Raw genomic sequence first — 25,223 nt, 5'->3', positions numbered from 1 at the left:
AATTATTGCTGTTTTTAGTAACTCTCATCTTGTTTTAATTTCCCCATATCCCCTTGGAGTTAAGCATTCTAGAAAACGAAAACCATAAATTATGATGCTGAAACAAATTATTACCCAGATCAAAAATTTCTTTCCTGCACCAAAAGTTCATGCACATTGTGATGGTCCTTGCGGTGTTTACGATCCCTCTTCGGCTCGTATTGCTGCTGAAGCTGTAGTTTCGATGACTAAAAAGATTCTTGAACTAGAGCATCCAGACATTGGCAACAAGTCAGCGATGATTGGATATCATAATACTTTATCTCGCTTTGTCGCTATTAAAGAAGAGCAAGCGCAAATCACTAAAGATGAGCTTTTAATTCTATGGACAGACTATTTTAAACCTGTCCATCTTGAACAATATCCCGATCTTCACGATACTTTTTGGAAAGCGGCTAAACTTTGTTCTGCCTGTAAAGTAGAAGTTAGTTCTCAACACGCAAATGAATTAATGGATGCAGTACAAAAAATTCATGAAATGTTCTGGGCAACTAAAGGACGTGATGTTAACTGGTACAAAGCTAGCTAACTGAAAAAAATTTAACGCCAATGATTTTTAAGGTGAGTTGGTTGAGGTTAGCTCACCTTTTTTTATTGGTCAATTGAAAAAATATTAAAAATTATGGGAATTTATAATTAATTGATGCAACAAGTTTCAATTACTTTACTACATTTTATAAATTGAAACTTTTGTACCAATCGATTTTTAGCAATGTCAAAATAGCAAAAGATTCATAGGATAATAGTAATCTATATATTGGTGTGAGTGAGGATTGTGAATAATGCCCAAAATTTTGGGGAAATTCAAGCAAATAATGCCTGTATTTGCTATACATTTCTGTTTAATGTCAAGCTTAGAAGCGATCGCATTACCAGCAGTCAAGACCCATAATTTTAATCGGCAAGATAAATCCCCACCATATGTTTTGCAGAGACAAGAAATTTTTGGTAACAGTTTTCTGCTTCAAACAACGCCCATAAAATATTTTTTGTCTCAGATAAATAGTGTTCAAGAATTGCAAGACGTAAAGCCAACCGATTGGTCTTATGACGCATTACAAGTTTTGATTGAACGTTATGGTTGCATTAGTGGGTTTCCCGATCAATCTTTTCGCGGGGAACAAACAATTTCTCGCGCAGAATTTGTTGCCGGTTTAAATGCTTGTCTCAATACAATTGAAGCTATTATTGCCAATTCCGATCGTATTCCGCAAACAGATATTGATACTATTATACGATTATCGCAGGAGTTTCAGTCAGATTTGGCTATACTCCAAGGGAGAACAGATGGCTCGCAAGCACGATTAGAAGACTTAGAAGCAACTCAATTTTCTACTACCAGCAAGCTTCAAGGGGAAGTTATCTTTGGTTTAGGCAGTGTTTTATCTAGTAAGTCAGAAAGTAACACTGTTTTGGGCAGCAGATTAAGACTGGAGCTGGAAACGAGCTTTAGTGGTCAAGATTTACTATTTACCAGGTTATCTCGCTCTGATTTTTCAGGTTTTTCCGAAGAGCTAGGAACTTTACAGGGTAATTTGGCGTTTGCAGAACCGGAAAACAACGATCTGCAGCTAGAAGTGTTGCAGTATATTTTTAATGTGGGCAGTAAGGTCGATTTCATTGTCGGGGCAACAGGAACAACTGCTGATGATATTGCTGAAACCATAAGCGTTCTGGATGGAGAAGGAGGCTCAGGATCTATTTCACTTTTTGGTACCCGTAACCCGATTTACTATCCTCCAGGGGATGCAGGGTTAGGAATTATCCATCGTCCCGTAGACCAAATTAAGATTAGTGCTGGTTATTTGGCTTCTAATGCTAATGAATCAAGTTTGGGAAGTGGTCTATTTGATGGTCCTTACAGTGCGTTAGGGCAAATTACGATTAGTCCCAGAGAAAACTTTAGTTTGGCTGCTACCTATATTCATAGTTACAATCAAAGCGATCTCGAAACCGGAACTAATCGCGCAAATTTACAGTCGCTAACCGCCGAGTTATTTGATGAAGAGGTATCTACCGTTAGTAATTCCTATGGCTTGGAAATGTCTTGGGCAATCAGCGATCGCATCGTACTAGGCGGTTGGGGTGGATTAAGTAAGGTCAGTAATTTGTCTACTCTCAATCAGCAGATTGATCGTGGTACCCAAGATATCTGGAATTGGGCAGCAACCTTAGCACTACCTGATTTAGGCAAAGAAGGAAGCCTAGGAGGAATAGTTGTGGGCATGGAACCCACTGTGACTAATTCCACGATCAATACAGAGAATCTAGATGAAGACAGCGATCGCTCTTTACATCTAGAGGCATTTTATCAATATCAAGTCAATGACAATATTGCCGTTACTCCTGGGGTAGTTTGGATTACGAAACCTGATAGTGATCCGCAAAATTCTGATGATCTAGTGATCGGTACTATTCGCACTACTTTTAGTTTTTAGTGGTAAATTTATATTTAATTTATATTTATTGTTTATGGTTATAGGTTTTTGCTGATTGCACCAGGGATACTTTTGTTTGAGTTGGACTCGGTGACTTGGGCTTTAGCTGTAGCAAAAGCCAATTAATAACTCCCGATAACATGGGTAGAATAAAACAAATAATTACAGCGATCGCTGCCCAGCGAAATATAGCAGGTCTTTTTCTTCCTTGAGTAGGATAGCCACAGCTAAGACAAATTTCGGTTTCCGCCGCGTTAAGAGTTCCGCAAACTTTACAAGGTTCTAAGGACATATGATTGAATTAGTCTTGAACACAAACATGGATTAAGTTAGTCAGCGATATCATAAATATTGTTCAGAGAAATAATTTTCGATCTTAAACTGTTTATTGTCATTTTGCTTATTTACTGATAATATCTGCGATTCAGGAAATTAATCATGTTGCAATTCTACTATTCTCGTCTTTCGATTAATGCGCGTCGTGTGTGGGTAACTCTTTTAGAAAAAAAATTAGAGTTTGAGCCAATCCTGCTAAAACTTAATGGCGATCAATTTCAACCAGATTTTTTAAAGTTAAACCCTTTTCATCATATTCCTGTCTTAGTAGACGAAGACTTTAAAATCTTTGAATCCTTGGCGATTCTCGATTACCTTGAGGCTAAATATCCCAGTCCTTCTTTTATGCCTACCGCTGCTCAAGATATTGCCAAAGTTCGCATGATTGAATTAGTAACCGTAAATGAATTTCCCCCTGCTTCTATTGTGCTGATGAAAGAGATGCTAGATGTAACCGTTGAAGATAAAAAGATTGAGCAAGCCAAGCAAACTATGGCAACAGTATTAAAATATTTTGATAATAACTTAACTGAGAATAGTCTCTATTTTCTGGGCGAACAATTAACCTATGCTGATATTGTTGCTGGAACAGCGGTTGATGCCCTTCCTAACCTGGGAATCAGCCTAGAACCATATCCCCAAGTGACTAAATGGGTCGAAAATCTCAGACAACGTCCTAGTTGGCAACAAACTGTACCTTCTCCAGAAGAGATTGAAAAATCTAAAGCCGTTATGAAAGCAATTTTACAAAAGCGGTAAGTTATAGACAATCGATCTTCAATTAATCAAGCCGAAGTAGATAGCTAGGGGAAGAACAATAAAACCAACTGCAATCAAAATGCCTAAGATAAGAGCGATCGCATATACTAAGGGACTAATTTTAGAATTAAGTAGTCCAATTGATTGCCAGGCACTCCAGATACCGTGACGCAGATGAAACCCCAGCATAATCATTACTCCTGCATAACCAAAAGCATAGATTGGATGCTGAAATTTTTCGATAACTAATTTGGATAGATCTCGCATCTCTACCCCATTAATTACGGTGGAATAATATATGCCAAATTTAAAAGTTGCCAGATGCCAGACTAAAAACCCTAGCAATACCAATCCTGTAAAAATCATCGTGCGGGAACTAATCGATTGCTTGCTAGGTTCCCCAACACTTTTGATTTGACTGTAGTTGATCGGTCTAGCTTGCATAGTATTAAGTTTAATCGAGATGCCGATCGCCGCATGAAACATAACCAATATTAATAGAGTCAACTCCACCGCATAGAGTAAAATGCCCCAACTATTAATAGAATGCGCTAGCTGATTGTATGCTGTGGAACCAGCAAATAAGGTCAAGTTATCAATCATGTGGACTAAGACAAATAAAGATAAGCCCAATCCTGTAACACCTGAAATTATTTTTTTACCGATAGGAGAGGTATAAAAGCTAATTAGTTTCGGGCGATCGCTACTTATCGTCATGACAACAAAATAATCCGTATGATTTATCTTTTTTGTGAGAGAAGACTCTCGCTTTCAACGATGGGACGGGGCTGTGGGCGCAATACGATTACGACCACAGCCCCTCATGAATCGAAACGGACGGCTTAAATTTCTGAAGAAGCTTCAGAAATCGCGTCCTCCTCAACAAAGAAGGATTGAGAGTTAACACTTTAGACATACAATTTTCATGTACCAATACTTTCAGCCGTTGTATAATTGTCTTAAGAACGAAAACAAAGTTCTTAATCAGTACCTCGACAAGTGAATATATAAGGTTCTGCTCACAAGAGTTTGAGCAGGTAAAATATTCAAACCACGAAGTTAAGTTGCGCGAAAGTGCGGTCTTGGCGGTTCCCGTTGAGGAGCAACTTTCGTAAGATGATTTCGATCTAATGGCGTACCGAGGGACAATCGGGAACGGACTACCTGTAACGGTAGTAAAAAGCTTGAGGATCAAGCTCTGACGGAGATGTGTCTGCACCACTGGTGTTCTCATCTAGTTAACTTGGGATGATACAAGAATCCCTCGCTTTTAGCGATGGGAGTGTCAATGTATCCAATTACGCGATCACCCTACCTTCCAATCATAAGGAGTTTTTTGGTAACTGCCACAAGTCACGTAATATTATTTTAATTTTTGGGGAAGACAGATTATTTGTAAGGACGAACAGCTGTTCTCCCTTACGAAATATTTATTCTCCTTTTCCCTTTAACCTTTACCCCTTTCCCTATTAGCACAGATATATTACGTAGTAGATGCAAGCTCTAAGTTATACCGCTACAGTTTCGTGCTTCAGGTCTTTAAATTTATCTAAAAGACGATCTGCCCAATACTTGACATCATAGGTAGTTACGGTTTTGTACATTTTCGACATCCGTTCTTTTTGTTCCTCTGGAGACATCACTAAAGCTCTTTCAATGGCTCGATCCATACCATCAAGAGAATAAGGATTAGTTAAAATTGCCTCGGGTAATTCCACGGCAGCACCGACAAATTCAGACAAGACTAAAACACCGTCTTCTCCACCGTGAGCCACAATATATTCCTTGGCTACTAGGTTTAGACCATCCCTTAGGGGAGTTGTCCAACAGATATCAGCAGCTTTGTAGTAAGCAATCAAATGAGGTATTGGTATGGGCTGAGTAAAAAGACGAATTGGCATCCAGTCTAATTTACCGTAACGTCCGTTAATTTGACCAACTAGCTGTTCGATTGTACTTTGAGCCGTTTTATAAACTCGCATTCCTGGAGCAGATTGCACACAAGTCATCACAAAGCTAACTTTGCCGTGTAAGTCGGGACGACGTTCCAACAAACGACCATAAGCAGCTAATTTTTCTTCATTGCCTTTAACATAATCGACTCGACCTGCGGCAATAATTAGTTTTTTGCCTCCGAGTTCTTCTTTAATCTGATAAAGTCGATTCTTAGTTTCTGTCTTTTCTAAAACTGATTCAATATGCTGAGGATTTGTCCCTACAGGGAAAGCATCAATGTTAACTATTTGTCCCTTATAGCTTAACTGGGTTGTCATTTCAGGTTCTGCCAAAGCCATACCTACAGGAGTCATGTGTCCATCTACAGCCTCCTGCTTTGTTACTTGCACTGGCTTCAAGCTGCGGGCAACGTTAACAAAGTTTTCTGAATAGCGAGGGACATGAAAACCAACGATATCACAGCAGAGGAGACTTTCAACGATCTCATTACGCCAAGGCAAAATGTTGAATACATCCACTGAAGGGAAAGGAGTGTGATGGAAAAAAGCAATTCGAGCATCAGGTTTTAGTTCCCGAATATATTGTGGTGCCAGCCACAGATTATAGTCATGAATCCAAATTAGAGCGTCTTCGGCAGCTTCTTCACAAGCAGCCTCGGCAAATAGACGATTAATATTCTTAAAATTTTCCCATTCTGCAGTTTCCGAGGTGAAATGATAGGGAAAAGAATGAAGAATTGGCCAAAAAGCTTCTTTTGAAGTGATGTGATAAAACTGCTTAACTTGTTCGTCATCTAGAGGAATACGTCGCACATTATAGTTAGCTTCTCCCTCAATGTTAACTCTTTCTTCAAAGCTATCTTTCTGCTCTGGGCTCACTTGTTTCCAAGCAATCCACGTACCTTGATTAACGTCAGCAAAGAAACTTTTGAGGGTAGGAACAATTCCATTGGGACTTTTTTTCGGTACATAATGAATCTTGCCATCTTTGATTATTTCGTCGTGAGGTTCGCGATGATAGAGGATAACTAAAGATGATTTCATAATTTTTGTTATTGATTAACTATTAAATAAAGGAATCTTCAAGCACTAATGGAGTAATACCAATCAAATGAAATTTGCTTCTAGAGATAAAATAGCTATGGTTTAATTGACTAATCGATTTTTTCGTGAAATGTCAAACTAAAAAAAATTAAAGGTTTTTGGGTTATTCTTGGAGCTTTCTGGTCTCTATACTAGAAGATACAGTTGTTATTTACCGTATAATAAAATTTTTGTTCATTTTTCTGCTTTTTCTACAATATTATTTGTTTTAACTAAACTTTTATGATTGACAAACGCTGTAAAATTAGTATCAATTGTTTGACTACTATCATTGCTGGTTATAACTTGTGTAAACTAGCTATTTTTATTTTACCTAACTAAAATTTCATCTCTAACTTTGGTTGTGACTACCTAACTGAGTCAAAAAATGACAACAATTTCTAAATATACATTGGGCATTAGGCTGCTAACTTAAAATTTTTTTCAGCTAACAAAAAACAGTCCAATATATTTGAATCCTACACTAATTGCTGTACTGAACCCAAATCTAGAATTGTTTAGATTGCTTAAATCCCATAATTAGCTTGTATTTGAACAACTCTAGTTTAAAGAACTTTAAAAACTTAAAGTAAAGAGTTGCCGTGTTGTCTTTCATACATCAGAATGAGTTAAGGGAATAATTCAAACTATCCATAGACCAGAGAAAATTGCGTGAAAGTAGAAGTAAATACATCAATTAGGTTAGTTCCCGAGGCTACAGGAAAATTGTTGGCTTGGGCATCAGGATTAGAAAGTTCGACCAATACTTACTTAGAACAGACTAAGGCTTTAGCCCGTAAATTAGGTGCTTATTACCGACCTGATGGACTGACAGAAATTGGTTTCTGGGTACCAGGACTAATTAGAGATGTGTTGCATGAGAGGGAAATTTATTTAGAAGTTTTTACTCCTGTCGAACCAATTGACTGGCAAGAAAAAGAACAAACTATTAAATTTAGACGTGATCGCGTCCATCTAGAGCAGCAAGGTGAGTATATCTGGGGTGTAGTAGCAGGAATGCAGCCAGGAAATCGTCTCCAAGCAGGTTCTTTTTACTGGTTACGCTACATCGACCGTGCCGAAAAACTGCGGACAATTCGCGACTTAGTACCCCATTCTCTTCCCTACGGTATTTTCGCTCCCGCAGAACTATACGATATAGATAGCCTCCAGGCTAACAGGGCAGATTTAAAATATTTTCGGCGTACAGCCAAATCTCTTGACCCCAAAGTTAAAATTCCCCGCGTGGGCAATCCCAAAAATATTTTGCAGATTCATGTGGGTACTGCTTCTCCTGAAGGAACCATTGAAGGCTTAACTCGTATATACCAAGATATTGCCGCCAAGATCATCGCCAGACAACCCTTAACCCCCAGCGAACAGAACTATAGTGGTTATGATGCGATCGAACTGCTGCCTACTGAACCAACAATTGAATATCGCGATGAGTATAGTCCAGAAAGCGAATTTTTTGCTTTTGTTAGTGAGGAAGAAGATCTGGTCGAGGTTGAATTATTCAAACCTAATACCCAAGATTGGGGTTATGATGTACCAATTTTAGGTTCTAGCACTACTAACCCTGCCTTACTTAGTACTTTACGACCCGATGAAGTAATAGACTTTATTGCGACACTGCATAACTTTCCTACCCATCCCATCCAACTAATCTATGACTTAGTTTACGGACACGCTGATAACCAAAGCGAATTATTGATTGCCCGCGAATTTCTTAAAGGACCGAATATGTATGGTCAGGATCTTAACCACCAGTTACCAATGGTGAGGTCAATTCTCTTAGAAATGCAACGGCGTAAAATTAATACGGGAGCTGATGGAATCCGAATTGATGGCGGTCAGGATTTTCGTTTTTTCAATCCTCTTTCTGGCAGAGTAGAGCAAGATGACGCTTATCTTTTGGAGATGAGCAATATTGTCCAAGAAGTTAACGAACATAAGCGACTTTTATTTACCATTTTTGAGGATGGTCGTCCGTGGCCTGAAGAAGGCTGGGAGGAAAAGTCTACTTATCGTGAATTAATCGAACTTAAACCAGAGTCATATCAATGGGGTTCTTTGATTTTTGCTCATAATACCCCCAGTGTTAAAGGGTTTTGGGAGAAGAAATGGTCGCGAGTTATGGAAGTTATGACCATGGGCGATCATTGGATTACTGGCTGCGGGAACCACGATACGGTCAGACGGGGGAATCAGATTAATCCTCAGGAACAAATCAATTGGAATCTGGGCAAGACGCTTCCCGAAGTAATACGAAATGCTTACGATAATCCTGGAGTTACTCTTTGGGTAAATTGCTTTAGTCCTGGTTTGCCAATGGATTTTATTAATGCCACCATGCACGCTCCTTGGTTATTCTTTAGGAACACGGATGAACAGTATGGAGTCAAGGTGGTTTCTGAAGAGGTGGGGTTTTTGGACTGGCAAATTAGTCCTAATTTATATCGTCGGTCTCATTGTTTTCCTCGTCTCAAGTCTCTGGGATTTAAGCAACTCAAACAATTAAAGCAGTTTGGTAAAGCATTACACCATGCTATGATCCAGCAGGATTATAACCTGGCTGAAGTAGTAGAAGTCTTACGCGCTTGTACCGCTCCTGATACCCACTGCATTGAGGAATTGTCTCCTCTGGTGGAATTAATGCGGGGAGGTATGGTTCGTTTTCTGAAAAAATTAGACGAAGATCGTTTAAAAAGCTTTGCTCTAATGTTTATGGAAGATTGCTATCAAGTTTGCAATATTTCCAATTATGAATCGCAGGTTGATCCTCTACGAGTTAAATTTAATTTGACTACCAGAGAGTTTCGCCATCTCAACCCTTGGTTAGCTCACAACATCCTAGAAAAAGATACTTTTGATAAAATTAACGAGGAAGCAAGAACTGTGATCTATGGCATACGCCATAATCTTGATTGTGAACAGGCAGTAGCGATTATTGCTAATTTTGAAGGAGAACCGATTAAGCTAAATGTCGCCGAGATCTTGAAACTTGATTTAGCAGAATGGCAAGTTGCGATCGCGACTCCCGATCTTAATGTTGAAGATTTAGAAGATCTGACTGAGCTTACCCTGAGTAATAGTCAAGGTATATTATTAACAAGGTCTTCAAAGCCTAGCAGCAGTAATGAGTAATAATTGGGAACCGTCGCGGGTTGAAAGCAAAATTGGCATCAATTTTAAACACGACCAAACCCTTCGCCTAGCATTAATCCATCCTTCCTATGCGAAACAAATTCACGAACCAGAAATAGATAATCAGCGTTTAGAATTTCTCGGGAAAGCAATACTTGAATTGGTAGTAGTTGATTATCTATTTAAGCATTTTTCTCACTTTCAAATTGGCAAGCTTAAAGCATTGCGAGACAAAATAACCGAGACGGATAGACTAACTAAGCTTTGGTACGATCTTCAACTAGGAGAAGCTTATCCTTTTCTCGGCTTGAAAGAAGAGCGACATCGCCTCCGAGTCAAGCCCAGCAATCCTTTTGAGAAAGCATTTAAGGCTTTAGTTGGTGCAATTTATCTCGATCGGGGTTTTTCCCAGACACGTAACTGGTTGGACAAACATTTGATTGTGCCCTTGCTCAAACGCTATTTAAAACCTGATTTAGAACATTCAGCCTCAGATAAACAGCTACAATTCTTAGGGGAGAATTTATTAGATGGAATAGTAGCAGATTATTTATATCGTCAGATTCTGCAAGCAAATCCCAGCAAATTAAAACCTTTAGTCAGAAAGTTAACTGCTAAGGATAGCCAAAGTAAGTATTTAAAACAGTTATCAAAAGAAAAATGTCTGGAAATTGCTGACCTAGAAAGTAAGCCGAAATCTTTTACCATTCTGTTGGCACAAGTATATCTCCAGTTTGATCGCGACAATAGTAAGAGTAGTTTTCGCCAAACCAGCAGCTTTTTTGCCGAACAATTTATTGATGATGATGCGATTATGCAACAGGCGATCGCTTTATTACTCAAAGACGGTAAACCCCAAAAATGGATCATCCACAAGGTTATGGGTTATCCAAGCAATAAATACAATCAAGGACGAGAAAAATACTATGAGCTGATGGGGAAACCAGAATAGACTTTGGCACAGTAAATTGTTGACAATTAGTCACAGCTACAAAAATCAACAATTGATGATGCCGATCTTACTATCTAATTTGGGTAACTTAAGGTTATTAATATTTCCTATTCACACATTACTACATCTACTCCATTGATCTACAGCATTGTATTCTGTGGTCAATAGTCAATTATGCCCCGGCATTCAAATCAATTATTACCCTCTGATAGATGAATTAGTAAACAAGTGAATCATTTTAAAATATAAAAATAGACATGATGTCTCAAATAAAGAATAGTTCTGACTCTGATGATAATATTCAAGCAGCAATGTTTGCCGATTGTCTTGCCAATAGCAAAGAAATTTTTCAGTTAATTGATGCAGTTTTTCCTTTAGATTTATGTCATCAATACCAAGTGTTACCATTAAAGTTGTCAGGGAATGATTTGACCCTGGGTTTGATAGATCCAAATAACCAAGAATCTTTAAAGTTGATCGACTCGATCGCCAAAGCATTTAAATACAATGTAGAGCTCAAATTAATTGATACTCAAACGCATCAAATAATACTTGCTAGTTATCCTCAGAATAAGCAGCAGCCTAATCGACAAAAAGGAGATTATGACAAAACTATATACGATAAGACTATAATTGATGATAGTTTGAATCCTGATGCATCATTAACTCCTAAAAATTCTCAAACAAGAAACCTGGCAGATTCCGCCCCAACAATTATTTCCCAACCAGAGTCACCATCCCTTCAAGCTCAACTCAATAGCTTGGAAGTATTACAAGATTTACCTTCAGATTTAGACTTGTTCCAAGATTGGGATTTGAGAGAGCAACCTCAACCCCGTCAAAATAAACCAACAGATAGTTTAGCAACTCTTTCTGAAAATTCTGCTGCATTGAGGGAAAAACAGCAGTCAAATAATCCAGATGATCGGCTAACGATTATTGATCATACTGACTTATCCGAGCTTTCAGCCCCAGAACAATCTTTTCCAGAACCGCAAATCTCGAACTTAGTCGCCGAAACTCCGGTTAATTCTCAGGAAATTCTAGAAGTATCTACAGCAGCAGTAGTTAATTTTTTGGCGGAGTTACAGCCTCAGTTGTCATGGCACAAGTTATTAGAACAAGCTCTTAAACATCGAATTGATCGACTTAATTTAATTCAATATAGCGATTATGGAAGTATTATTGCGAGCCAAAATGATGTAATTCAATCTGCTCTCGATCAAGTGCCTTTAACAGTTTTCTGTTCTGTGATTGATGAAATTAAAGGTATGGCAAGACTTCCTCGCGATTCTAAGACCCATCCCAGAAAAGTAGTATTTGAAAAACTATATGACCATGAGCGAATCTTGCTCCGTTTGGAGTTTATGCTTCAAGACACAATAGAAGATATAGAACAGAAGGACATGATAATAGTTCAAATCTTAAGAGATGAGGCTGTTAAGATCTATGAACAAAGACAAATGGATAAAATCAGTGAACAGGCTTTGAGCTTGGCGCAGGAACTAGAAAAAACTCTGAGAAAAATCCAGACTTGTTTTGATTCTGCTGATTTTACTAACCTGAATGAATTACAAACTGTTCAAAGTAGAATTAACCATCAAATAGAAATACTATCCCAATAAAAATCCCCAGAATTTAGCTCCTGGGGATTTTTAGAATTGAGCCAACAAGATTAACTTAGCTCACAAGTTTTTAGTTATCTTTACCAACAACCTGGGTTTTGAGGGATTCAAACTCCTGAACTAATTCTTGACGAGAAGATTTAGTTAGTAGATAACGATAGACAAACCAGCCAGTATAACCTAAGCCTACCAGCTCAAACATAGGTGCGAGTAGAGGGATATCGTTGATTGCTGCAATAATCGCCAACGTAAGTTTGACTGCAACTATAGCCAAGAAAAATAGCAGCAAATTAACTAGGAGTTTTTGATTATCGTCAACAAATTCTTTGATATAGTCAAAGATTTTAGATAGGAAGTTTGTACCAATATTCAAATATTCTTGAACTTGGTTATCTGCTGGTGATGATTTGGGTGCTGTTATCTGACCAGGATAATCGCTACTTAAACCTGTAGTGGTTGCTTGGGTTTCGGTTACTTCTGGAGTGTTAGATTCCATATTTTATGCTCTCCTATGGTTTAAATGAGTATTAGTCTGCTATTACTCTGATTTACTATGATGACTATACTTTTGCTCATAGTACCAAACACTTTCTGGTGTTGATCTAATTACTACAGCAACTTTTAACAGTCCTGAATATCCTCTCACAGTATAATGCCCCATATAAGACAAATTGTCAGCATTATTGCAGTATATTCCTGCTTTTAACCAGAATTTGCCCATTATTTGCCTTTAATTGACTTAGGCAGCTCTGTTAATCTTAATTTTCGCTTTATATTAAACTTATAATTACTTAGCCATTACCATTTTTTGGGACTTCACTAAAATAGGATACTTTACTGATGAAAAGCAAAACATCCTATCAACTTGGCGATTAAATTAGTCATAAAAGCAGATTTAGAAGATTTTCAACAAAACTACGCCATACTGTTACTGAGAAATCGCCGCAGGCTCTTGTAATGTAGCTTTTTGATTAGCCGATTGAGTGGAACGGCAATTGATTTCGCAGGAGTTGTTAGGACTTTCGATTAATTTTACTTTGTCTAGTTCTCCACCTAATTCTCTAATTGGCGATCGCAATAAATCAGCTATCCGAACCGCAATATTCTCGGCAGTGGGAACAACCTCAGCAAAATAAGCAATATCTTTATTCAAAAATGTATGATCGAAAGGTTCAACGACATATTCGTCAATCACATTTTGCAGTGCGCCTAGATCTACCAACATACCTGTACGCTTATCTATAGTTCCCGCCACCGTAACTTCTAGATGATAATTGTGTCCGTGACCATTAGGGCGAGCGCATTTACCGTAAATTTCTTGATTTTTCTCAAAACTCAGACTAGGAATGGCTAAGCGATGAGCCGCACTAAAGTGAGTTTTGACAGTTAGAGTTGCTTCCATGTTATTTCCTTGATAATCTGCCCAAAGTTCGGGATGTTCAAATAATTTAATGTTAACCAAGGGTAAATGAGGTGCTAGTTTATCCCAAATTACCCTAGCAATATTTTCTGTAGTAGGTAGAGTCTGCTGAAATTCTGACCAAGTATCGTTGAGATGAGAATAGTTTAGTTGGCTAGTGACTTGTTGTTTGATTACTTGTTTGACTACAGACAAGTTTTCTACCATTCCATATTGATCTAAATCGCCTTCTAGAGATACATACAAGACATAATTATGTCCGTGTCCAGGGAAACGACTACAAGCGCCAAAAAGGCGTTGGTTTTCTGCTGCGTCTAATTCTGGCAACCAGTAGCGATGACTCGCGGAAAACTGAGCGCGACGATTAATAGTGCATTTCATATATTGGGCTTATTTAAGTTGATACTTTGGATATGTAAAGTTAAGTAAACTACTTTCTTTTACTAGGATAAACTAATTTTGAAAGCAATTTGAGAAAAACTTGAGAATCTAAAGAACAAAGGCAACTTTTTCTTGAGCTTGATCGTGTAACTTGGTCGCAATTCTAAATATTTCTTGCCCAGTATGGAGATAGTGATCGTTGTAGTTCAGAGTAAACCACTCCAATTCTTTGATCCCATCCCCGATGTGATTTAGACAATAATAAAGATTGACTGCAACCCCGGCTAATTGAGCTGGATTAGGCTGAGATGATAGTTTTTGTTGTGCATTTTGCCAGTATTCGTTACAGGTATCCAAATAATCCTGAAAATTTTCCATTAAACTATCATCAAAAGGATCTGCCGCTAAGCGATCAATTTCTGTCTCTATAGGATCAATGATTTTAGCAATCAAAGAATCAATTGGCAGATAAACTTCCTGTAGCCACTTAAGATAATTAATTTCGGAGCAGGCAGCCTCTCGTTGTTGCTTGTAATGTCTCTGGGCAGCTGAGTTTCTTGCTTGTCTGCAAGCATAAAAATCGTTACTATAACCTAGTTGTTCTCGGTCATATAAGCGTCTGCTGTGGCTATTTTTTAACACCTCATAAGCGGCATTAAGAGCAATAATCTGGCTACAGCCTTGAGCTTCTGTTTGGCTATCTGGATGAAATTGCTTAGCTAATCGCCGATAGGCCTGTTTGATCTCTTTTTGGGTAGCTTTAGGATTGACTTGGAGAGTTTGATAGTGATTCACGGCTCTTGATGATCATGGGTAGGTTTTGCTAGAGAAAGTTAAGCGGTTAAGGAAGTAAGGAGAATGTAGCTAAGAGTTAATAGCTAATAACTAATAACTAATAACTAATAGCTAAGAATTAATAGCTCAATTAAATACAGGCTGTTCTAAATCAGCGAACAAAGGTGTGCTCAGATAGCGCTCACCAAAGCTAGGCTGAATCATGACAATTAGCTTGTCTTTATTTTCTGCCTTTTTTGCCAGCTTTATTGCTGCTGCTAGGGCAGCGCCAGTAGAAATACCGGACAACAGACCTTCTTCGCGAGCTAAACGGCGACCAAAATCGATCGCTTCCTCGTCAGTCACAGTAACAACCTCGTCAATCAAATCTACCTTTAATACTTCTGGGATAAAACCTGCTCCAATTCCTTGAATTTTGTGCGATCCTGGTGTTCCCCCTGAAAGTACTGGGCTACCTGTTGGCTCAACGGCGATCGCTTTTAATTCTGGTTTATATCTTTTTAAGACTTCAGCCGTCCCTGTAATGGTTCCTCCGGTACCAACTCCTGCCACAATCATATCTACCTTACCTTCTGTATCTGCCCAAATTTCTTCAGCAGTAGTACTTTTATGGACTTCGGGATTGGCAGGATTATTAAATTGTTGCAACATATAGGCATTAGGAATATTCTCAGTTATTTCCTGAGCTTTTCTGATGCAGCCTCCCATCCCTTCGCTACCAGGAGTTAGTTCTAATTGAGCGCCATAAGCTTTTAACATTGCCCGCCGTTCTTTACTCATAGTTTCAGGCATGGTTAAAATCAACTTATAACCTTTTGCTGCTGCTGCCATTGCTAAAGCAATTCCTGTGTTTCCTGATGTTGGCTCAACGAGGAGCGTTTTGCCAGGTGTAATTGTACCTGCCGCTTCAGCAGCATTAATCATATTGACCCCAATACGATCTTTTACTGATGCAGCTGGGTTCATTCCTTCTAGTTTGACAACTATTTGAGCAACACATCCTTCTTGTTGGGGGATACGATTAAGCTCCACAAGGGGAGTCTTTCCGACCAGTTCCGTAACGTTTTTGGCAATTTTCATAAGATACAACAGGTTAATAACTAGTTCTTTAATTTTGCTTGTTTATTAACTACTCTATCTATCTATATTTTCAATAGTTTATATTTCTCAGCTTTAATTCCGTTTGTAGAGTTTAAGGAAAGAGCAATCTTGTCTGTTTTGGTCTAAAAACTATCCGCCCCCACGAGTAGACAGCATCCAACAACGGCTATTGTTGCTGTAGCTATTACTCATGGGGGCGGTCTAGAGGGTCTCTAAGTTGAAACCTAACTGCTGGAAGGAACTCCAACAATGTCTACCTAGCTACTTCCGAAGAAGATTTGAGATGACTGTTTAGAGAACAGCCCCAGCACACAGCTGGCTATCATCAACTAGGAGACCCATCATAGTACTGTGTTCTGTCATGGGCATCACCTCCTATATCCCTAAATGGTTATTTAATAATTTTCTATCTGAAGTTAATATAGCTAAATTTGATAATTTCGGCAATGTCGGATAAATCTTTGGGCTAAAAATTGCGATGCTCCCCAATGAAGATGTAAATAAGAAGCGTGTAATTTGGCGATTCGCCATCCCTCTGTTAATGGAGAACTAAATTGATGAAAACCCTGTAATTGCCACTGTGGAGTGGAGGGAAGGGCAGTGAGTTGGGAGCGGTGAAATTCGTGTCCCCTGACAGTTTGCCGGGCTTGAATAAGTGGACTATCTTGGAGAGCCTCAGCCTGTCTATAACCCAAGGTTAATTTAGTTTGCATAGTGACAGTGCTAGGAATCACCCCCACCATTGACCAAGTTTTTTGCTCAAGATCCGTTAGCTGTTTACATAAATACATTAGACCACCGCATTCGGCATAGGTAGGGATGCCAGTTTGAATTAGTTGCTTGAGCTGTTGCCGTACCGATTTATTTACTGCGAGTTGTTCGGCAAAAATCTCGGGGAAACCACCACCGAAATATAATCCCTGAATATCTTTAGGAATATTCTGAGCTGTAAGCGGACTCCAAAAAACTAATTCAGCCCCATGTTTTTCCAGAATATCGAAATTATCTTGATAGTAGAAATTGAAAGCTAAATCTTGAGCGATCGCAATTCTAATTGGAGACTGAGGATTGGAGACTTGGGAATTAGGGACTTGGGGATTGGGGACTGGGGATTGAGAATGCCGAAGAAGGGGGAAGAGTTTGTCCCAGTTAAATGATATTTTTGCCAGATGGGCTAGTTGCTGAAAAATACTATTAATCTGAGTCAGTTCTGCTGAGGGAATCAATCCTAAGTGGCGATCGGGAATAGTTACTGTAGCATTACGTTTTAAAACTCCCAATATAGGCATCCCAATTGTATTTAATGCTGTTTCTAATAATTCTAAATGGCGATCGCTGGCTACTTTATTCAAAATTACGCCAGCGATTTTGACTTGAGGATCGAGGTTGGCATAACCAAAAGCGATCGCGGCGATGGAGCTAGACAAGCTAGAACAGTCTAAAACCAAGGCTACAGGTAAGTCTAATAATCTGGCAATGTGGGCAGTACTACCATAGTCATTCAAAGATTGTTGGTCATCGACATTTAGATTACGAATACCGTCAAATAGTCCCATCACTCCTTCTACTACTACCCAGTCAGCATATTGAGCATGATACCGAAAACAAGATTGAACATAACTGGCAGAAGTTAAAACTGGATCTAAATTACGACAGGGTCTATCTGTCACTGCCCCATGGAACATCGGATCGATATAATCCGGTCCTACTTTGAATGACTGTACTTTATTACTTTGCTTCGAGAGGTAGGCAAGTATGGCAAGGGTGATAGTTGTTTTGCCTACTCCAGAGCGATCGCCCGCAATGATTAAAGCCATGTAAAATTTCTGGTTGAGGAATGCAAATAATTTAAACATGAATTTCCAGGCTATTTCTGGGAACTATAGATATATCGAAAGTTAAAGAGTTAAATTCTTAGGTCCACAGCATTTCTCAGCAATATCATGAACAACAGTCTTCAGAATCCTTCCCAGGTTCTCAAAGCCAAATCTCAAGAAGCTTGGTCTGGTTGTATAGAATTTTCAGAGCCTCAAGATGCCTCTATCAGTTGGCATGTATATTTGCTGCAGGGAAAAATACAGTACGTTAGCACTACGGTTGGTCAACAAATACGATTAAACTATCTCTGGCAGCGGTTTAAGTTAGGTTCTGGTTGTCCTGAGTTAGAAAAGCAAAAAATTTCAGAATATACGCAATTATGTCAAAGTCTATCTAATAAGCAGCTAACAGATAAAGAAATCAAAAAGCATTTGTTTAGCTTTATTAAAGAGGGTTTAACTCATGTCTTAAGTATTCAAAAAACTAGCATCAAGTTAATTCCGACAAAAAGAATCACCAAATCAATTATTAGTTTTAAACTAGAACAACTAGAGTTACAAGAGCAAATACATGCTTGGAAGCAGATCAGAAGCTATTTTGGTTCTCCTTTTAGTCGTTTATATTTAGAACAAAAAAATGCTTTGCAATTTTATAAAATCTGGAAAAATCTTTACACTTATCCCGAATTAGCTTCCTTGGCAAATGAGCAAAGACTATCTTCATTTGTCAGCTTATTTGTTGCTAAAAGCTCTTTGTATGAGTTAGCCATAAAAGCCAGAGTAAATACATATCTTTTGGCAAAAAATCTTAAACAATCGATAGAAGAAAATGTTGTCGATCTCTTACCATATAACGAAGAAATAGCAAGTAAACTAGATAAAAGTATTACTAGTCAAGTCAATAACCAAAATAAAAACACAAGTAATACTTATAGTAAGCTACCATCAAAACCAGCATCTAAATCTGTTGATGGTACCCAAACTTTGATTGTTTGTATTGATGATAGTAAGACAGTACAAAAACAAGTAAAAATGACTTTAGAAGCTGCTGGATACCAAGTCATGAGTATTACTGAACCCACTACCGCTTTAAAGCAATTGTCAAGGCAAAAACCAGCAGTAATTCTGATGGATATTAATATGCCCAATATTAATGGTTATGAATTATGTGGTGTTCTCAGGAAATCAATAAAATTCAAAGAAGTTCCGATTGTCATGCTAACTGGCAGGGACGGTATGATTGATCGAGTTAGAGCTAAATTGGCTGGTGCAACTGACTATTTAACTAAACCTTGCGATCCCAATAAGTTAATTGCATTAACCAAATCATTAGAAACATTGGTCGTAAATGCCCATTAGTATCGATGGTTTCTAATAAATTAATGATACTTAGACTAAATTTTTGGGAATTATAGTATTAACCAAAATTATTTGCTTTTAAGATACATCACCAAAAGAAGTAATTAATTATTATGAAAACAATATTGATTGTTGAAGATACTCATGCTGAAAGGCAAATGAGTTCTGCTTTACTGTCTCATGCTGGTTTTAATGTTGCTGTCACTGAAAATGCAGAATCGGCTTGGGAGTGGCTTAACACCAATCCAACACCTAATTTAATTTTGTTAGATATTGTTATGCCAGGGGAAAGTGGTTTAGATCTTTGTCGTAAGATTCGTGAGCATAGCTCCTGGAAAGATATTCCCATTTTATTCTGTAGTTCCAAAGCTGAAGAATTTGATCGTTTTTGGGCCATGCGTCAGGGGGGTAATGCATACATTACCAAACCTTATGCACCCCAAAATTTAGTAGATAAGGTTATTCAATTTGCTAACTAAATAAAAGTTCAATAATTAGAGACTAGAAATTAAAAGGCTATTTATCTTATGTCTTTCTTCTCAATTAGTAAATTCAAATTTACTTTATTTTTATGGTTTCAGAATATTTTAGCGTTGAACTATCGCCAGAAATAAACTTGGGAATACCTCTATCGGATATGGGAACAGTAGTTCAATTTGAAACTAATCATATCTGCACGGTTCCAGGAGTAGCTGATTTCTGGTACGGGGTAGTTAACTATAAAGGTTCTCTGCTCTGGGTTTTAGATAGCGATCGCTTCTTTAATCTGGTACACAAGCGCTCGCCCCTGAGCAAAAAGCTGACTGCCGTAATCTTAAAACATCAGCTAGGGGAAAGCCAAAGACAGATAGGATTAGTGACGCCAAAACTGGTGGGAATTATATCTCCAGAAACTAATCATCTGCAACAGCTAACGGATACCGCGCCGTCTGGGTTACGAGATTGTTGTACTGCCTTTGTCGAAATAGAAACTAGAAGTACTTATATTTTAAACTCTGCTAATTTACTACAGCTACTACATCAGAAATCAACTCTGGTATCTGTCTAAATTAAATTGCCTATATTGAATTATTAGGAAAAATTTTATGTCTGATAACACAGGTGATATCGTCAATAAAATCGTCCAGGCAAACGCCTTAGAAAGCGCTGGAGAAGTTGAACAAGCGATCGCTCTTTACCAAGAAATTATCCAAGTAGATCCAGATGGTAATTACGGTAATGTCGCCAAAGAAGCTCTTGCCAATTTAAATCAATCTGAGCCTACTCCCATCTCTGCCCCCCCTCAGATCACCGAACCTAAACCTATTTCTCAGGGTTTATTGGTGGAGCATCCTAGTCTAAAATTTAAAGTCACTCTTATAGCGATCGCCTTAACTATTATTCCCATTACAATAGTTGGCTCAACAACATATTATGTTGCCAACAAGGCACTCACCCAGGAAATATTAGAGGTAAAAAAATCCCAGGTACAACAAAAATTAGTGTTAACTTTAGCTCTAGTTAGTGCTGTGTCAACAATTTTAGTCGCGGGAATTGTTTCTATATTAGTAGACAAGTTAATTCAACCAATTGTGCAAGCTACTGGCGCTATCAAAAGATTAGGAAGTGGAAAGTTCGACATTCATATACCCATTTTAGGACAAGATGAATTAGCCGATTTGGGTTCTAGCATCAACAACATGGCAGAACAAATTCAAGGCCTACTCCTGACTCAAGAGGCAGAAGCTCAACGTCAACAAAAAGAAAAAGAGACCTTACAACAAGGTGTAATGAACCTACTCTTAGACGTTGAAGATGCTAAACAAGGAGACTTAACTGTTAGAGCTGCGATGACTGATGGTGCGGTGGGCTCAATTGCCGATGCCTTTAACGCCACTATGAATAAATTACAGGGATTATTACAGGAGGTACAAGTTGTTTCTACTGAAGTAGGTCAACTGTCTTTCGCAGGAGAAAATTCGGTAAGTCAACTTTCGGAATCGGCTTTAAGTCAGGCGGAAGAAATTAATCAGACCTTAAGCAATATTGATGACATTAATAAGTCCATAGCAACGGTTGCTAACTACGCTCAAGAAGCTGCCCAAATTGCCCGCCAAGGTTCAATTCAAGCCAAAGAAGGTGATTTGGCTATGGAAGAGACGGTTAACAGCATGGAAAAAATTCGGACTACTGTTGCTAGCACATCCAAAAAAGTCAAACAATTAGCGGAATCTTCGCAAGAAATTGCTCAAATTGTGGAAATTATTTCCGGTATCTCTGAAAAAACCAACCTATTGGCGTTTAACGCTTCTGTAGAGGCTGCTCGTGCAGGAGAACATGGGGAAGGTTTTAGAATCGTTGCCGAAGAGGTTCGTCGTCTGGCGGATCGGATTACAGAAGCAACGAAAGACATTCAACAGTTAGTAACAAAAATTCGCCAAGATACCACCTCGGTATTACAAGGAATGGAAATCAGTACAGCTGATGTAGTTAATGGTAGTGAACTGGTACGCATGACCAAAATTAACCTGCGGAGTTTAGCCGAAACCAGTAAACAGATTGATGAATATCTGAAATATATCTCCGAAAATACCAGCGATCAAACAAATACTTCTAAAGAAGTAAACGAAAAAATCAATGGGATTGCGACCATTGCTAAAACCAACTCCACTGAAGCACAAAACGTAGTCCAATCTCTACGTACTCTGGTAAGTGAAGCCGAAAACCTCCAGTCATCAGTATCACAATTTAAACTTCAGCAATAGTTTAAGAACTTTAACTGAATGATCGGTAAGATCTATGATTTATTTTTTTCTCCTTGAACTACTAGCTAACTAACTATTACCAAGACACAGTCTTATCCAAAATGAGTTCCCAGTTAGATCCTGAAATTCTCGCTGCTATTACCGCTGAAGCACGTCAATGCTTTTTAGACGAAGATGCCCCAGAGTATCTTCAAATGCTAGAAGAGGGCATCAAAGATCCTGACAGTCCTGATTTTACAGCCTTATTGCGAGCAGCCCATTCTCTTAAGGGTGGGGCAGGTTTAGCATCTCTAACTAGTCTGCAACATCTGGCTCATCGGCTTGAAGATGTGCTGGTGGGTATTCAGGGAGAACAAATTGCTGAACGAGAATTAGCCTGGGCTTTGATTGAAAAAGGAATTGATGAAGTAGGATTTGTTTTAAGTCAGGCTCGTACTGTGGATGATGCGATCGCCAATCCAGAATTAATTACTGCTTTAGAAGCTTTGGTTGGAACTAGTTCAGAAACTGAAGAGTGTTCTACAACCGATGATGATGGCGGCACTAGCCAAAACAATCATTTAGTCTGGAACACTCTAACAGTAGAGCTAGAAAATAGCTTTATTGTCATTGAAGAATTAGAGTTAGATGCCCCAGATGAGGTAATTCAACCTTTGTTAGCGGATTTTGCCGATGAATGTATTTTTATGGCAGAAACTCTCGATTTACCTTGGTTAGGTGAAGCTATGGAGCCTATTACTGAGGCTTTAGAAAATTCTGAGACAGTAGAGGTATTACTATTAACTAAGGAAATTATTCATCATCTCCGTGATGAGATTCAAAACTATCTCAGTCACCTAGCCTCGGATGAATCCGAAGAAGAACAGGAAGGTCAACCGGAAGGAATTAATGTTTTAGTTGTTAATACTTTAAACGAAGATTTAGAGGCTATTTTGCAGGCGATCGCTGATTTGGCTTTAGACACCCCAGAAGAAGTGATCACTGAAGCTTTAACTGGCTTTGCCGATGAATGTACTTTTATGGGTGAAACCTTGGAGTTACCCTGGCTAGCAGAAGCAGTAGCTCCAATTGAAACTATTTTAACTGAAGCCGATCCTATAGAAGCTTTGTTAGTAAGTCAGGAATTAGTTCAGGAAATTCGTCAGCGCCGCAACCTTTATTTGGAAAATCTCCAATCAGAGAATATCAATTTAGAAGATACTAATTTAGAAGATGCTTCAGATTCTGAGGCTTTTGCTATCAGTGAGCTAGATAACGAGTATGAGGAATTAGGGGAAGTAGAAGATGTCGAAGGATTTTTCGATTTTCCTGATGATGATGAGGGAGAAGAGCTATCAACAGTTATGTTTGCTCCTCCTGTGGTATCCAAATCGGAATCTAAAATAATAGCTACAGTAGCCGAAAAATCCAAAAAACCAGCTGTTAATCAGTTAAAAATTCCTCTCAAAAGACTAGAGGAAATGACTAATAATGTAGAAGAGCTAATCTTAAGTCAATCTCGTATAAGTCGCCAACAACAAATATTAAATCAAGCTAATCATCGTCTACGTTCTTTAACTCGCCAATTTGAACCTATTCGCGAGCAGATCCAAAATTTATACGATCAACTAGCTGTCCGGTCTACAGATATGTCTCAACCAGGAGATACAGCAGCTAATACCACTGGTGATGATCGTGTCTTATCTAACGATAGTTTTGATACTTTGGAAATGGATCGTTACACCGACTTGCATACCAGTCTGCAATCTTTCCAAGAATTGATGTTACAAATTCAAGAAACCCGCACCGACATAGATTTTGTTGAGCGAGAGTTAGTCGATGATCTAGAACTAAATCAAAAAAATCTCGATACCTTATATTCTAAGATTACTGACTCCCGATTAGTTACTTTTGATACGTTAGCTAAACGATTTGTCCCCCAAATTAAAGGTTTAAGCCAGCGTTTTGATAAACCAGTCAACTTAGAGATTGAGGGCAAAAATACCCTAGTCGATCAAATATTACTCGAACAACTCCAAACTCCTCTAACTCATCTACTTAATAATGCTTTCGATCATGGAATCGAAGCGAAATATGACCGGATTGCGGCTGGTAAATCGGAAACAGCGACTATTTTGTTAACTGCAAAACTCCAAAACAATCAGCTAGTTATTACGATTCAAGATGATGGTTCGGGGATAAACATTGAAAAAGTTTACAATCGAGCAGTGCAAAGAGGAATTTGCCCTGCTAACAAATCAATTAAGGATTTTAAGCCCGAGACAATTCTCAACTGGATTTTTGAGCCTGATTTTTCTACCGCAGCCCAAGTTAGTGACATCTCAGGTCGAGGAATGGGACTAGATATTGTTCTCAACTTAATTAGACAATTAAAAGGACAACTACGGGTACAAACTGATGCTGGTCTTGGTTCAATCTTTACGATCAACCTACCTTTAAACCTCAGTTTACAATCATTGTTATTGGTTCAGTTGCACGATCGCCTGGTGGCTTTTCCTCACACTAGCATCCTGGAAATGTTACCTGAACGAGAATTAGATTTTACCGATAAACACAAACAGCATCTTAATTGGCAGGGTCAGGTAATTGCCCTTGCTTCCGTATCCAGTTTATTTCCTTGTCCGAGAAAAACTCTTAAATTGAGTCAAGGTAAAGTTGCTATGGTGCTGAAAACTGCTTTTGAACCTTTAGTAATTTTAGTTGATGACATAGTAAAAGAAGAAAAGTTAATTATTAAGCCATTTGATGAAACTATTCCCGTTCCACCTTATATAGCAGGCTGTACTGTCTTGGGTACAGGGGAGGTAATTCCTGTAATTCTTCCTCAAGGTCTAGAACAGGATGCTGTTGCAGAAGTATCAGCTAAAGATTCTGCCGTTACTATTGTTAGCGGCACTTCTACCGTTCTCATCGCTGAAGATTCTGTTGCCACCAGAAGAATGCTCGAAAAAATCCTAATTGCTTCAGGCTATCAGGTTATTGTTTGTCGTGATGGACAAGAAGCTTTAGAGCAGATCGATCAATATAAGGGTAGAATCGATCTCATTGTTTCTGATATTGAAATGCCTAGACTTAATGGTTTTGAGCTGCTAGAGCAAGTTAGAGTCAAACCTGCATTTAAAAATACACCCATAGTTATGGCAACTTCTCGCACAGGCGATCGCCATAAACAAGAAGCTAAACGATTAGGAGCTACAGACTATCTCGGTAAACCAGTTCAACCACAAGAATTAGTTGATGTTGTCGCAGCTTTATTAGCTAAAAAATAATGT

At 38.5% G+C, this 25,223-nt stretch carries 19 protein-coding genes; 11 read left to right on the top strand and 8 right to left on the bottom strand.

Annotation, left to right across the window (positions count from 1 at the left end):
* The first annotated feature begins 94 nt into the window (after positions 1-94).
* Both sodN and PLEUR7319_RS0132865 read left to right on the top strand, forming a co-directional pair.
* The gene (sodN, locus tag PLEUR7319_RS0132870) at positions 95-568 is read left to right on the top strand and encodes a superoxide dismutase, Ni (RefSeq protein WP_019509501.1); all 474 of its coding nucleotides are present in this window, start codon (positions 95-97) and stop codon (positions 566-568) included.
* Between the two features lie 253 nt (positions 569-821).
* Positions 822-2,477 carry an iron uptake porin gene (locus tag PLEUR7319_RS0132865; RefSeq protein ID WP_237743655.1) on the top strand — a complete coding sequence of 552 codons (1,656 nt, stop codon included), beginning with the start codon at positions 822-824 and terminating at the stop codon, positions 2,475-2,477.
* A gap of 25 nt (positions 2,478-2,502) precedes the next feature.
* Here PLEUR7319_RS0132865 and PLEUR7319_RS0132860 read toward each other — a convergent pair whose 3' ends face one another.
* The gene (locus PLEUR7319_RS0132860) at positions 2,503-2,769 is read right to left on the bottom strand and encodes a hypothetical protein (protein ID WP_019509499.1); all 267 of its coding nucleotides are present in this window, start codon (positions 2,767-2,769) and stop codon (positions 2,503-2,505) included.
* Positions 2,770-2,915: 146 nt separating this feature from the next.
* Between PLEUR7319_RS0132860 and PLEUR7319_RS0132855 the strand changes: the two genes are divergently transcribed.
* Complete coding sequence (locus PLEUR7319_RS0132855; RefSeq protein ID WP_019509498.1) at positions 2,916-3,572, top strand: glutathione S-transferase family protein; 657 nt, start codon at positions 2,916-2,918, stop codon at positions 3,570-3,572.
* Between the two features lie 18 nt (positions 3,573-3,590).
* Here PLEUR7319_RS0132855 and PLEUR7319_RS0132850 read toward each other — a convergent pair whose 3' ends face one another.
* Positions 3,591-4,289, bottom strand: a complete 699-nt coding sequence (locus tag PLEUR7319_RS0132850) for a succinate dehydrogenase cytochrome b subunit (RefSeq protein ID WP_019509497.1) — start codon at positions 4,287-4,289, stop codon at positions 3,591-3,593.
* A gap of 791 nt (positions 4,290-5,080) precedes the next feature.
* Positions 5,081-6,571 (bottom strand): glucosylglycerol-phosphate synthase, encoded by a 1,491-nt coding sequence (gene ggpS, locus PLEUR7319_RS0132845; RefSeq protein ID WP_019509496.1) that lies wholly within the window; start codon positions 6,569-6,571, stop codon positions 5,081-5,083.
* 711 nt (positions 6,572-7,282) lie between these two features.
* On the opposite strand from ggpS, the gene gghA reads away from it, so the two are divergent.
* The 3 genes from gghA (at position 7,283) to PLEUR7319_RS0132830 (ending at position 12,334) form a co-directional block, all read left to right on the top strand.
* Positions 7,283-9,757 carry a glucosylglycerol hydrolase gene (gene gghA, locus PLEUR7319_RS0132840; protein WP_019509495.1) on the top strand — a complete coding sequence of 825 codons (2,475 nt, stop codon included), beginning with the start codon at positions 7,283-7,285 and terminating at the stop codon, positions 9,755-9,757.
* Positions 9,750-10,709 (top strand): ribonuclease III domain-containing protein, encoded by a 960-nt coding sequence (locus tag PLEUR7319_RS0132835; protein WP_019509494.1) that lies wholly within the window; start codon positions 9,750-9,752, stop codon positions 10,707-10,709. The genes gghA and PLEUR7319_RS0132835 overlap by 8 nt, the downstream gene beginning before the upstream one ends.
* A gap of 257 nt (positions 10,710-10,966) precedes the next feature.
* Positions 10,967-12,334 (top strand): hypothetical protein, encoded by a 1,368-nt coding sequence (locus PLEUR7319_RS0132830; RefSeq protein WP_019509493.1) that lies wholly within the window; start codon positions 10,967-10,969, stop codon positions 12,332-12,334.
* A gap of 70 nt (positions 12,335-12,404) precedes the next feature.
* Here PLEUR7319_RS0132830 and PLEUR7319_RS0132825 read toward each other — a convergent pair whose 3' ends face one another.
* The 5 genes from PLEUR7319_RS0132825 to PLEUR7319_RS0132805 all read right to left on the bottom strand — a co-directional run bounded on the left by PLEUR7319_RS0132825 (position 12,405) and on the right by PLEUR7319_RS0132805 (position 17,848).
* Positions 12,405-12,830, bottom strand: a complete 426-nt coding sequence (locus PLEUR7319_RS0132825) for a CAAD domain-containing protein (RefSeq protein ID WP_019509492.1) — start codon at positions 12,828-12,830, stop codon at positions 12,405-12,407.
* Between the two features lie 432 nt (positions 12,831-13,262).
* Positions 13,263-14,135: a 6-carboxytetrahydropterin synthase gene (locus PLEUR7319_RS0132820; protein ID WP_019509491.1), complete on the bottom strand. Its 873-nt coding sequence runs from the start codon at positions 14,133-14,135 to the stop codon at positions 13,263-13,265.
* Between the two features lie 108 nt (positions 14,136-14,243).
* Positions 14,244-14,930 carry a J domain-containing protein gene (locus tag PLEUR7319_RS0132815; RefSeq protein ID WP_019509490.1) on the bottom strand — a complete coding sequence of 229 codons (687 nt, stop codon included), beginning with the start codon at positions 14,928-14,930 and terminating at the stop codon, positions 14,244-14,246.
* 126 nt (positions 14,931-15,056) lie between these two features.
* A complete protein-coding gene (gene cysK / locus PLEUR7319_RS0132810) occupies positions 15,057-16,010 on the bottom strand; it encodes a cysteine synthase A (RefSeq protein WP_019509489.1) in 954 nt (317 codons plus the stop codon).
* A gap of 446 nt (positions 16,011-16,456) precedes the next feature.
* Positions 16,457-17,848 (bottom strand): cobyrinate a,c-diamide synthase, encoded by a 1,392-nt coding sequence (locus PLEUR7319_RS0132805; RefSeq protein ID WP_019509488.1) that lies wholly within the window; start codon positions 17,846-17,848, stop codon positions 16,457-16,459.
* A gap of 126 nt (positions 17,849-17,974) precedes the next feature.
* Between PLEUR7319_RS0132805 and PLEUR7319_RS38750 the strand changes: the two genes are divergently transcribed.
* From PLEUR7319_RS38750 to PLEUR7319_RS0132780, 5 genes are all read left to right on the top strand, one after another.
* On the top strand, positions 17,975-19,207 hold the full coding sequence (locus PLEUR7319_RS38750; protein ID WP_019509487.1) for a response regulator: 1,233 nt from the start codon (positions 17,975-17,977) through the stop codon (positions 19,205-19,207).
* A 113-nt stretch (positions 19,208-19,320) separates the two neighbouring features.
* Positions 19,321-19,686 carry a response regulator transcription factor gene (locus tag PLEUR7319_RS0132795; protein WP_019509486.1) on the top strand — a complete coding sequence of 122 codons (366 nt, stop codon included), beginning with the start codon at positions 19,321-19,323 and terminating at the stop codon, positions 19,684-19,686.
* 92 nt (positions 19,687-19,778) lie between these two features.
* Positions 19,779-20,255 carry a chemotaxis protein CheW gene (locus PLEUR7319_RS37455; protein ID WP_019509485.1) on the top strand — a complete coding sequence of 159 codons (477 nt, stop codon included), beginning with the start codon at positions 19,779-19,781 and terminating at the stop codon, positions 20,253-20,255.
* Between the two features lie 37 nt (positions 20,256-20,292).
* Positions 20,293-21,951: a HAMP domain-containing methyl-accepting chemotaxis protein gene (locus tag PLEUR7319_RS37450; RefSeq protein ID WP_019509484.1), complete on the top strand. Its 1,659-nt coding sequence runs from the start codon at positions 20,293-20,295 to the stop codon at positions 21,949-21,951.
* Between the two features lie 101 nt (positions 21,952-22,052).
* Positions 22,053-25,220 carry a response regulator gene (locus PLEUR7319_RS0132780; RefSeq protein WP_019509483.1) on the top strand — a complete coding sequence of 1,056 codons (3,168 nt, stop codon included), beginning with the start codon at positions 22,053-22,055 and terminating at the stop codon, positions 25,218-25,220.
* The last annotated feature ends 3 nt before the right edge of the window (positions 25,221-25,223 follow it).

This window comes from Pleurocapsa sp. PCC 7319, from assembly GCF_000332195.1.
Taxonomy (GTDB): Bacteria; Cyanobacteriota; Cyanobacteriia; order Cyanobacteriales; family Xenococcaceae; genus Waterburya.
Note: the sequence above shows the minus strand (reverse complement) of the source record. Positions and strands in the feature narration are given on the sequence as shown.

Excerpts from the sequence above, each read along its gene's own strand:
- sodN (WP_019509501.1), top strand. The coding sequence starts at position 95 with ATGCTGAAACAAATTATTACCCAGATCAAAAATTTCTTTCCTGCACCA.
- PLEUR7319_RS0132865 (WP_237743655.1), top strand. The coding sequence starts at position 822 with ATGCCCAAAATTTTGGGGAAATTCAAGCAAATAATGCCTGTATTTGCT.
- PLEUR7319_RS0132860 (WP_019509499.1), bottom strand. The coding sequence starts at position 2,769 with ATGTCCTTAGAACCTTGTAAAGTTTGCGGAACTCTTAACGCGGCGGAA.
- PLEUR7319_RS0132855 (WP_019509498.1), top strand. The coding sequence starts at position 2,916 with ATGTTGCAATTCTACTATTCTCGTCTTTCGATTAATGCGCGTCGTGTG.
- PLEUR7319_RS0132850 (WP_019509497.1), bottom strand. The coding sequence starts at position 4,289 with ATGACGATAAGTAGCGATCGCCCGAAACTAATTAGCTTTTATACCTCT.
- ggpS (WP_019509496.1), bottom strand. The coding sequence starts at position 6,571 with ATGAAATCATCTTTAGTTATCCTCTATCATCGCGAACCTCACGACGAA.
- PLEUR7319_RS0132835 (WP_019509494.1), top strand. The coding sequence starts at position 9,750 with ATGAGTAATAATTGGGAACCGTCGCGGGTTGAAAGCAAAATTGGCATC.
- PLEUR7319_RS0132830 (WP_019509493.1), top strand. The coding sequence starts at position 10,967 with ATGATGTCTCAAATAAAGAATAGTTCTGACTCTGATGATAATATTCAA.
- PLEUR7319_RS0132825 (WP_019509492.1), bottom strand. The coding sequence starts at position 12,830 with ATGGAATCTAACACTCCAGAAGTAACCGAAACCCAAGCAACCACTACA.
- PLEUR7319_RS0132820 (WP_019509491.1), bottom strand. The coding sequence starts at position 14,135 with ATGAAATGCACTATTAATCGTCGCGCTCAGTTTTCCGCGAGTCATCGC.
- cysK (WP_019509489.1), bottom strand. The coding sequence starts at position 16,010 with ATGAAAATTGCCAAAAACGTTACGGAACTGGTCGGAAAGACTCCCCTT.
- PLEUR7319_RS0132805 (WP_019509488.1), bottom strand. The coding sequence starts at position 17,848 with ATGGCTTTAATCATTGCGGGCGATCGCTCTGGAGTAGGCAAAACAACT.
- PLEUR7319_RS38750 (WP_019509487.1), top strand. The coding sequence starts at position 17,975 with ATGAACAACAGTCTTCAGAATCCTTCCCAGGTTCTCAAAGCCAAATCT.
- PLEUR7319_RS0132795 (WP_019509486.1), top strand. The coding sequence starts at position 19,321 with ATGAAAACAATATTGATTGTTGAAGATACTCATGCTGAAAGGCAAATG.
- PLEUR7319_RS37455 (WP_019509485.1), top strand. The coding sequence starts at position 19,779 with ATGGTTTCAGAATATTTTAGCGTTGAACTATCGCCAGAAATAAACTTG.
- PLEUR7319_RS37450 (WP_019509484.1), top strand. The coding sequence starts at position 20,293 with ATGTCTGATAACACAGGTGATATCGTCAATAAAATCGTCCAGGCAAAC.
- PLEUR7319_RS0132780 (WP_019509483.1), top strand. The coding sequence starts at position 22,053 with ATGAGTTCCCAGTTAGATCCTGAAATTCTCGCTGCTATTACCGCTGAA.